Annotated in this window: 5 protein-coding genes; all 5 read right to left on the reverse strand. The window is 47.8% G+C overall.

The genetic code is table 11. The features are described 5' to 3' along the window. Nucleotides 1–132 precede the first annotated feature (132 nt). Nucleotides 133–1,248 carry a DNA polymerase IV gene (dinB, locus tag HMPREF2955_RS01945; RefSeq protein WP_070720371.1) on the reverse strand — a complete coding sequence of 372 codons (1,116 nt, stop codon included), beginning with the start codon at nt 1,246–1,248 and terminating at the stop codon, nt 133–135. A 224-nt stretch (nt 1,249–1,472) separates the two neighbouring features. After that, nucleotides 1,473–4,337 (reverse strand): TOTE conflict system archaeo-eukaryotic primase domain-containing protein, encoded by a 2,865-nt coding sequence (locus tag HMPREF2955_RS01950; RefSeq protein WP_070720373.1) that lies wholly within the window; start codon nt 4,335–4,337, stop codon nt 1,473–1,475. A gap of 64 nt (nt 4,338–4,401) precedes the next feature. Continuing rightward, nucleotides 4,402–5,259, reverse strand: coding sequence for a LicD family protein (locus HMPREF2955_RS01955; RefSeq protein ID WP_070720375.1), 858 nt, complete (start codon nt 5,257–5,259; stop codon nt 4,402–4,404). Continuing rightward, nucleotides 5,249–6,625: a bifunctional cytidylyltransferase/SDR family oxidoreductase gene (locus HMPREF2955_RS01960; protein ID WP_070720377.1), complete on the reverse strand. Its 1,377-nt coding sequence runs from the start codon at nt 6,623–6,625 to the stop codon at nt 5,249–5,251. The genes HMPREF2955_RS01955 and HMPREF2955_RS01960 overlap by 11 nt, the downstream gene beginning before the upstream one ends. A 564-nt stretch (nt 6,626–7,189) precedes the next feature. Continuing rightward, a complete protein-coding gene (locus tag HMPREF2955_RS01965; RefSeq protein ID WP_070720379.1) occupies nt 7,190–8,149 on the reverse strand; it encodes a peptidoglycan DD-metalloendopeptidase family protein in 960 nt (319 codons plus the stop codon). Nucleotides 8,150–9,201 lie beyond the last annotated feature (1,052 nt).

A 9,201-nucleotide genomic window follows, 5' to 3' on the forward strand; every position in this document is an offset into this window, starting at 1 on the left:
CACTCGCTTTGCTCGTTAGGAGTTAAGCCATATGTAAGGGAGTTGATTTCTTTTGAGCAGCTAATGAGTTGAAGAGAGCTTTTGTTACTCTGCAACAAGACTATTGGCTTAACTCCTTAACTCCATAACTCCTCAAAGAGAACTCCTTAACTCCTTAACTCCTTTAAAAGGCAATTCAAGTTGTATCCATTGTGGGCGATGAGGTTCGTCGTTCATGTTAGAAACCTGCACGCCGAGCAGTCTTATAGGCCGACCGGAGTAGTCAACCTCGCTTAGTAAAGCCTTTGCAATGGGCAGGATGTCTTCCTTTTTGCGGAGAACATGAGGTGCAGTTCTGCTGCGCGTAATTTGCGTAAAGTCGTGAAACTTCACTTTTAGCGTGAGCGTTCGGCCTTTGAAGTCGTTCTTTTTGAGGCGTTCCACCAGTTCTAACACCAAGCGATAGAGCTCGGTTAGCAGCACATTGGGATTAGAACTGTCTTCTTCGAAGGTGCGTTCGCATCCCACGGACTTCCTTATCCAATGCGGTTCAACGGGTCGGGGGTCGATGGCACGCGCAAAATTGTAGTACATCTCGCCGGCCTTACCGAACACTTGCCGCAGCCGCAGTCGCGAAAGCTGGCGTAAGTCGGCACCGTTGAAGATGCCCATTGCGTGCATCGTCTCGGCTGTTTTATGCCCCACGCCCCAAAAGTCGGTGATGGGCAGATTGTCGATGAAGTGCATTGCACGACTGGGATGTATCACCGTGATGCCGTCGGGCTTGCGAAAGTCGGATGCCACCTTAGCCAGGAACTTGTTGAACGACACCCCTGCCGAGGCTGTTAGGTGCAACTCGTTGCGTATTTCCTGTCGGATGCGTTGCGCAATGTCGACGGCCAACTCTATTCCCAGCTTGTTTTGCGTAACGTCTAGGTAGGCCTCGTCTAGCGATAGCGGCTCAACCAGGTCGGTATAGCGGTGAAATATCTCATGAACCTGCTGCGATACCTGCTTGTATTTCTTGAAATCGGGCGGTATGAGTATCAGTTCGGGACACAATCGCTTAGCCTGCACGCCCGACATGGCCGAATGCACCCCATACTTTCGTGCCTCGTAGCTGGCCGTACACAACACCCCACGCCTGTCTTCGCTGCCAATGCCCACGGGTTTTCCGCGCAGCGAGGGGTCGTCGCGTTGCTCCACCGAGGCATAGAAGGCGTCCATGTCGATGTGAATGATTTTGCGATTGAAGTCTTGCGCAGGCATATTGAGTTGCGATTGGGGCGAAACGCCATTGCAAAGTTAGTTATTTTTTGGGGATAAAGGGATGATAAAAGATGCCAACCTCAATGAACTGGCGCAAAGATTTGCAGCTCATGCAATTTGTTTTTAAACCCTATTACCATTTTCGTGAAGTTACGAAAATGGTAATAAGCGTTACCTTCATGCACCTTGCACATTCTCATTATAGAATTGAGTGTATGTGCAAATCACTCCGTATCTAGCACAGCATCTAACAGCTGATTGGCTATTTGTGTGTCGCATATACGCATAATGCTTGAGTCTACAGCACTTTGCCCAAACAAATTGATATCACCATACCAAACAATACGGTGATCTATTATCGCGCATTGCACTGATAAATGTTCGTGTTCGTAAGTATCCATACCGAGACAACTCTCTTTCCCACCATCGGTGTGCATGTTGTTGGTATGTAGGGCAACCTCTATCCCATTGCGTTGTAGCTCGTTTAAGGTAGTCGTTAGCCAGTTCGCGCGTTTACATCTTAGTTTTGGGCAGGCCACCAAAATACTGTTTTGCGCTGCAATCAAGTCGCGTTTGAATGGGGCGAGATAGGTCGTGACATTGAACAGCAGTTCGTTTGCCGTTTGTTCTTCTGTGATTTTGCCTTTCGGGCGACTGTAACCAACGGCAGTATAACCTCTTAACCGTTTGCGATACATGTTTTCGCACAACGGAATACGAATGTCTACGTAGTCGTATATACATACTTCGTGTTTGCCATCACTGTCGCGATGTAACCGACCTGCATATTGCGCCACACTACCTTTCCACGAAATGGGGAGCGTTAGAAACAAGGTGTCGAGCCTGGGGTAATCGAAACCTTCGCCCACATATTTACCTGTGGCCACGATTACAAGACTATCGGTTGGGTTGATAGTTTTTAATTGCTCCATCTCTAGTCGTTTGTTCTTGGCAGAATCGGCACCAATAAGGGTTATCACATGGGTGGCAAATGGCGAGAGCAGGTGTGCAAGCTGTCGCACATGCACCGTAAGGCTACTCAGTACGAGTGGTGTTCGTCCTTCAGATAATGCTGTTTTCACGTCTTCTACAATGAGTAGGTTCCTCTGTTCGTCGGTCGACATGGCCTCTATCATTTGCGCATAGGTGGAGAGATTGGCTGAAAAGGTGCGGTAAGACGTAAAACGGGGTATCAATCTGCGTGTAAACCCTTGTTTGTCTATTTGGCTTTGGGCGTCTGCCGTGTACCTTATCTTACCGCATTGCATGAAGATGATGGGTTGATGTCCCTCTTTGCGGATGGGTGTGGCGGTCAATCCGTAAACATATCGTGCCTTGACGTGCCGCAATACCTGTTCGAAACTCACGGCGGGAACATGATGACATTCGTCTACGATAATCATACCATAGTCTTGTACGAAGGCTTTCGCTTCACCATTGTGTAGACACGACTGTATCATGGCAATGTCGACAACACCTCTCAAACAGTCTTTGCCTGAGTAAAGTTGGCCGATAGGCAACCTGTTTTCGTTCTTATTGCCTGTTTCCGTGTCGTCCTGTGCTGGCTTTATTGGTGCGAGGAACGTTTCTAACTGCCGTTTCCACTGGTCGAGCAGTGACCTGCGATGCACCAAAACCAAGGTGTTTACTTTGCGTTGGGCAATCATGGCTATGGCTAAAACGGTTTTTCCAAAGGCTGTTGTGGCCGAGAATGTACCTGTTTCATGGACTAGCATGTGGTTTAAGGCCTCTTGTTGTTCTTCGCGAAGGGTGCCTGTGAACCTCACGTCGATGTTGCTGCCGTGGCAAGTGTGGTCGCTAATTGTGATGCTTACGTTGTTATCCCGTAGTATCTGTTGTACGTCGTCTTCACAACCGCGAGGTAGGGCAAGGTAATTAGCGGTTAGTTCGGAACAGGAAATGATGCGTGGAATGGCGTAAGTAGGCAAACGCATGGCTTGTTTGGCATAAAACTCGGGGTTGCGAAAGGCTGCAATGCGCTTAAAAAGGTTGATGGCCTTTGGTGATAAGCCCTCAAGTGGGATGTAAAGCATGTTGGCTTTGGTCAGTGTGACAGACGTAGGGAAGTCTGATGAGCCTATCATAACAGGCTTTGGAGAGTTCCACGGTGTGCCCTCGTTACTCTTTGTTAGTTCGCTAAATTCAAAGGAATTATGTGTTTGCAGCATTTCGTCAACAGCACTTTCAGTCATCTTGACTACTTCCAACAGTATTTTCCATTGGTCGGAATAGGCATTAAATGCTTCGTCTACAAAAACACTATTGCCGTTTCTCCGTGCTAGCCCTTGCAATGGCAATGCCACTAAGTTGCCAAATCCGCCTTTGGGCAGCGTGTCTTGGTTTGGGAAAAGGCGGTCGTATGACTTAAACGAGAACCGCATTTCCTTGTTCATCGCCTCTGCTAGTAAGGCATTGCCCAATTGTCTGGCTTTAACGGCGGTGATGGCAGCAGTGAAGAAAATCCATACATGTGCTCCGTTGCCCGACCGCGACCGTTCTATATAACATGGTATGCCCCATTCTTTGCACACGCCCACGTATGCTAGCACGTCGTTTTTATACCCATGCTCGCAGTTTTTATCGTCAAAGTCGGCACAAAGAAAATGGCAAGTGTTATCTTCCAAAATGGGATAAAGGCCGATAACATCGCGTCCATGTTCGTCTTTCCCAGCAAGGTGGTTGTATAGGTGTTCATAAGTTAAAGGTGCAAAAAGACGGTTGGGACAGTCGGCACAGCGATATTTGCGTTTGTCGCAATATTGCCTGTCCCATTCCCGTTGGCATACGGGCTGATAGCCTGCCTTTCCCGTGAGGCTATGCCATCGTTTGGCGAACACGTCGTTGCGGCCTTTAAACAGGCTTTGGAACAACAACACCTTGTCTTTTAATGAAAGTTTGCAGTTGGAAAGAGGTTTGTTATATGGCTGTAAGGCGATTGCTGGGCACTTGTTTTCTTCAAGCGTGATGCCATGTTTTGCTAAAAGCGATTTAAGTCTTTCGTTTTCGGCCTTCAATTCGCGTATCTGTTCTAAAGCTGATGTTGTTTCGTTGTGCTTGTTTGCATCCATATCTCAAGATGTTTAAGCCCTCAATTTAGCAAACACACATGATGTATATGCGCCTAATGGCTTGTTAAGAAAGTCTCGTCCCGTCTTCTCCAACCCCCTCTTCACCCTCTTCTTCCAGCGTTTCTAGCACGAAAATGGCGTGGATTTTGCGTTTCTCTACGGGTGGAATGTCCATGTAGTTGCGGTAGAGGTCTTGCAGGTAGGCGTCGGGGTTGCAAGGGGCCATGAAACGTTTGCCCTCGAAAGTGATTTCGGTGAGGGGGAAAATGCTGTCTTGGCGGTGCATGATACCGTAACCGTTGTTGTGTAGAATGTTGGAGATGTAAGTGTCGCGGTTGCGGTTTAGGGTGCACAGTAAGGCCCAAATGGAGCGGCAGACGGCGTATTTTGCACCGAACCAAAAGAATTCGGCAAACGAACGGAGGCTGTAATGGTGGGCTTTGTGGAGGATGGAATAGCTGCGCGAGATGCCTAGCGTTAGCCTTTTAACAAGCTTACGCGAAAGGGTGGGGTATGCAACAAAGGGAAAAATGTCTACAAAAAGGCCCTTTTCGTAGTGGTGCGAGAAGTCGTCGCCTGGCTCAACGAAGAAGGAATTGAGGTCGCGCACCTTTGTAATGGGCTCTTTCAAGTGCTTGTTTATCAGCGGCGACTGCACAATTAGTCCCTTAGGCAACTCTTTTTGTGCCACTTCTACAAAGCGTAGCAAGTCGGCTTTGTGCATGGCGATGTCTATATCGTCGTCCCAGGGGATAAAACCACCATGCCTTACCGCACCCAACAGCGTTCCGCCGTCTAGCCAATAGGGTATGGTGTGCCGCTGACAAATGTCGTGTATCACTTCGAGTATGGTCAGTTGTTTAAGCTGACAGGCGCGAAGATGGCGTTGTTTGAAACGTTCCAGGGGCGTATTAGTGGTCATCGTGTGCCCTCCTAACGTCTATCACCAGTCCCGTATCGTCCGAAAGCAGGGTGCGCAAGGTAGCCTCGGCCACCTTTTCAGATGCCAGTAGGGTGTCGTCGGGTTCTATTCCGAAGTTCTTTACGCGCATGGGGGTCTTCGTTCTTTCGGGGTTGATGCAGTTGATGCGAATGCCGTCGGCCTCCCACTCTTGCGCTACGGCCTGCACAAAGTTAACGATGGCGGCCTTGGTGGACGAGTAAATGCTGTAAAAAGCACGACCGCGCGTGTATGATGAAGAGGTGAAAAACACCAAACGCCCACCGCTTTGTTTGAGGTAGGGATAGGCGGCGAGAGCCACATTAACCGTTCCCATGTAGTTGGTTTGCACGCTATAAGCGATGTCGGCATAGTTCATCGTGGCCAAAGGCTCCTTTTGTAGCAGTCCGGCCGTGTTCACCACGTAGTCTATTCGCCCTTCTTCTTTTGCCACTTCTGCAAAGGCGCGCACCACATCGTCTTTGTTTCCTACGTCTACGCCGTTGCTGCTACGCGAGAAACAATGCACCTTTGCACCCCGTTCGGTCAGCATTTTAGCCGTGTCGGCACCAATTCCGTAACTGCCACCAAACACAATAGCTACCTTTCCTGCAAGCGAAACTTGGGCAAGGTCGATGCGTTCGGCCTCGTTGTTGCGCAGCTGAAAAAGCTTGTCTAGCATGTAGGTGTCTTCCTTATAGGTAAGTTTCATGTTGCTTTCTTCGCCTTCCACCACGTAGATGGGCGTTTGCGGCAGGTATTTTTTCACCACTCCGCAGTCGTCGGTGGTCTTGAAATTGGGGTCGAGCAGTGCCTTTTCGTAAGCCTCTTTGATGACTTCGAGCGCGAAAGCTTGCGGTGTTTGTCCGCGGCGAAGGCGCGAACGATCGGGGATATGACTGATAAAGTCGCCCTCCACCTCGATAATGGTGTCGGCAGAAGGCATGGCCACGTCGATGGCCGAGTAGCTTTGCAGCGCGTCCACCACATCGTTCAGAATGCGTTGGCTAACCAATGGGCGCACGGCATCGTGGAAAATAAGGTTTACCGGCTCGTTTTCGTAGGCTTTGATGGCCGAAAGGCTCGACTCGTAGCGTTCGTTCCCGCCTTTAAGTATGCGCTTTACTTTGGTCCACCCGTTTTTCAATACGATGTTTTCTATGTCTGCAATGAGCATGGCATTGCTTACGATTGCTATTTCGTGGATGTGCGCGTTTCGTTCGAACACGTCAACTGTATGTTCGATAACCATCTTTCCAGCCACTTTGAAGAACTGTTTGGGTGTGGTCATGCCCAATCTTTTTCCCACTCCGCCCGCCAAAACGACGGCGATGTTACGTTTTGCCATATTGATGCGATTGTGTTTCTATATGCAAAGGTAGTGTAAACTTAGTGATTTTACAAGAAAGAAAACGAAAAAGCCTTAGCCCTGCTGATGAACGGGCCAAGCTGGATGTTGCTTCATCTGTTGCAGCGTTATATTAATAAGGTGTGTTTCGAAAGATAAGCCGATGGGGTAATGGGGGTGGCAAAAGATGAAAGAGGGTGGAGAAGGGCGAGATGAGAAGATGAATGTGATGTGGCATTTTAACCCAAATCGGCTGTTAGAAAAATCTGCTTTCATTTTGGCAAAGGAATAACTGAACGCGCGCAAAGGGTTAACTCGCGGGTCGTATTTCAAATATCAGAGGCAGATTTCGCTAACACTTTGCTTTTGAAAATTCGTAATGGCCGATTTTGGTTTAAACCATTCCTGTTGTTTAAACGGTTAAATAAGCCATACATGCCACTTCCCTCTCCCCTTGGGGAGGGGCTGTGGGTGAGACCGAAATGCCAATGGCGGACAAACATCACTGCTTATCCGCCATTGTTGCGTTTTTATAGTGTCTTAAATCTAATGTGTTATCTTTCTTTACGAATAGCGTAATATTTGGCCTGGCCTAATCTTATCGTTTCGGCGCATGTGGTTGAGTCGGCAGATGGTGTCTATGCTAACGCCACGCTTTTCGGCGATAGATGCCAGTGTTTCGCCCGATGCCACCTTATGATAGAGCTTTTCGGCAGCGTTGTATTGAGGCGTTTGTGGGTTGTCGTCCCTGTCTCGGCCCACCTTTCCGTACACGTCTTCGCGGTTATATCCGCCATTTCCCGACACGCCGCGGAGCCTGGTGGCCTCAGACGATGCCATTTCGTAGGTGGAGCGGCGGAACATATAGTTGTCGGCCACCACGTCTTGTGCCCTGAAATCAAAGAAGAGTGCAGGGTTAAGCGCCACACCGCACAGTCGTGTTTCGAAGTGCAAGTGCGAACCCGTGCTTCGGCCAGTGTTTCCGCCAAGCCCAATCGGTTCGCCGGCCCTTACTTCCTCGTTTTCAGTTACCAATTGTTTGGAAAGGTGTCCATATATGGTTTCCAGTCCGTTGGGGTGCCTAATTACGATGTACTTTCCGTATCCCGCAGCCTCGTATTTCACGATGCGCACCTTGCCAGAGAATGCTGCGCGTATGGTGTCGCCAATATAAACCTTTATATCTAAGCCTTTATGTTGGCGGCCCCAACGACTTCCGAAGTTACTTGTTACAACTCGGCTGGGTGTTGGCATGCAGAAATGACGTAGGTTGATGAGGAACGAGTCGGGCAAAGCCGTTATGTGGTGCGTGTGTGTGTTGTCCCACGTCTCGTAAAGGTTTGCAGCCGGCGATTGGGCAGCCTCCCTTTTTAGGATGCTTTGTAGGGCAAGGGTGTCTACCGATTTCATCTTTCGGTCTACAGGTGCTTGTCTGGCGAGTAGGTCTTGCGCGGCCATTGGTGTGGCGCACATTGAGAGAAATGCTGTAAAAGCAATCGTTTTAATTGTTCTTTTCAGTTTCATTTTACTTTTTTTAGGTACAACGTGGGCGAATAAATAATGGTATATACATTCGCTTGTTAAACCATTTTTGCATGGTTGATGATAGGTGTTTATCAAAAGACGATGCAAATATAGCGAATTTTTATCTAACGGCATCATGTTTCGCTATTTTTTCAGTATTGATTAACATGCTTAACAACATGTGACCTGTTCCTTCAATCCCTTTGTAGCACGTGAAAGAGCGGTGTATTTGTAATGTTTTTGGTTAGTTTTTATTAACATTTGTTACTCTTGCTTGGACATAAATATCGGCGCGTTAACATTATTAAGGACATGATTTGAGTGTTGTTCTTGCGGTGCATATTCATGCAGAATATGCAAAACAGATGAGTTTCGCCTTCTATAAACTGTCTGCATCTGCCTGTTTTTATGTTCTCTTTTTTCGGCTGTCCGTTGCCTTTTTCGCCCAGTATTTCGCTTTCTTAACGGTTTTTTGCAATATTGCAAGCGTGTTGCAACTATTCAGCACTCGTGCATGCTTTCCTTTTAGTAGTTGCTTGTAATGAAATAGTCTTGACTTTTAATGGCTCTATAAATTGGGTGAAGTCTATTTTCTTTGTGCAGTAAAACCAAGATAAACATTCTGTTCATGCGCAAAGTACTGAACGAAGATAGGATGAAACCTGAAATCCTATCCCATTCGTCTGTGGCTAAAACGTGGTTATGTTCCAGAAGTCGACTTGGCGGGAGATTTTTCAACACATTCTTTACAGGTTGAAAGCACCTTTCCTGTGACACATAATGAGAGGAAAGTAAAGAGGACTACTTTATGTCTCTTATGTTCTTATGTCGGAAAGGACGTGTTTGTCTAAGCACGAAGGATAAACGATTAACTTGTCCACTGGTCAACAGGTTGGCCAGTTGGCCAGTTTACCTGTTTACCTATTGACCAGTTAGCTCGTCAACTCGTCAACCAATGTAATCTTTTCAGTAAGAAATTTAACACAAAAAGTGCCCTTTTTGTCCACCAACCGCCCATCTTGCCGCAAAAAATCGATTCTCGCGGAGGTTTG

The organism is Prevotella sp. HMSC073D09, assembly GCF_001814145.1.
In the GTDB taxonomy this organism is placed as follows: Bacteria; Bacteroidota; Bacteroidia; order Bacteroidales; family Bacteroidaceae; genus Prevotella; species Prevotella conceptionensis.

Bases quoted from the DNA above. Each gene is read 5' to 3' on its own strand.
- HMPREF2955_RS01965 (WP_070720379.1), bottom strand. From the start codon at position 8,149: ATGAAACTGAAAAGAACAATTAAAACGATTGCTTTTACAGCATTTCTC.
- HMPREF2955_RS01955 (WP_070720375.1), bottom strand. From the start codon at position 5,259: ATGACCACTAATACGCCCCTGGAACGTTTCAAACAACGCCATCTTCGC.
- dinB (WP_070720371.1), bottom strand. From the start codon at position 1,248: ATGCCTGCGCAAGACTTCAATCGCAAAATCATTCACATCGACATGGAC.
- HMPREF2955_RS01960 (WP_070720377.1), bottom strand. From the start codon at position 6,625: ATGGCAAAACGTAACATCGCCGTCGTTTTGGCGGGCGGAGTGGGAAAA.
- HMPREF2955_RS01950 (WP_070720373.1), bottom strand. From the start codon at position 4,337: ATGGATGCAAACAAGCACAACGAAACAACATCAGCTTTAGAACAGATA.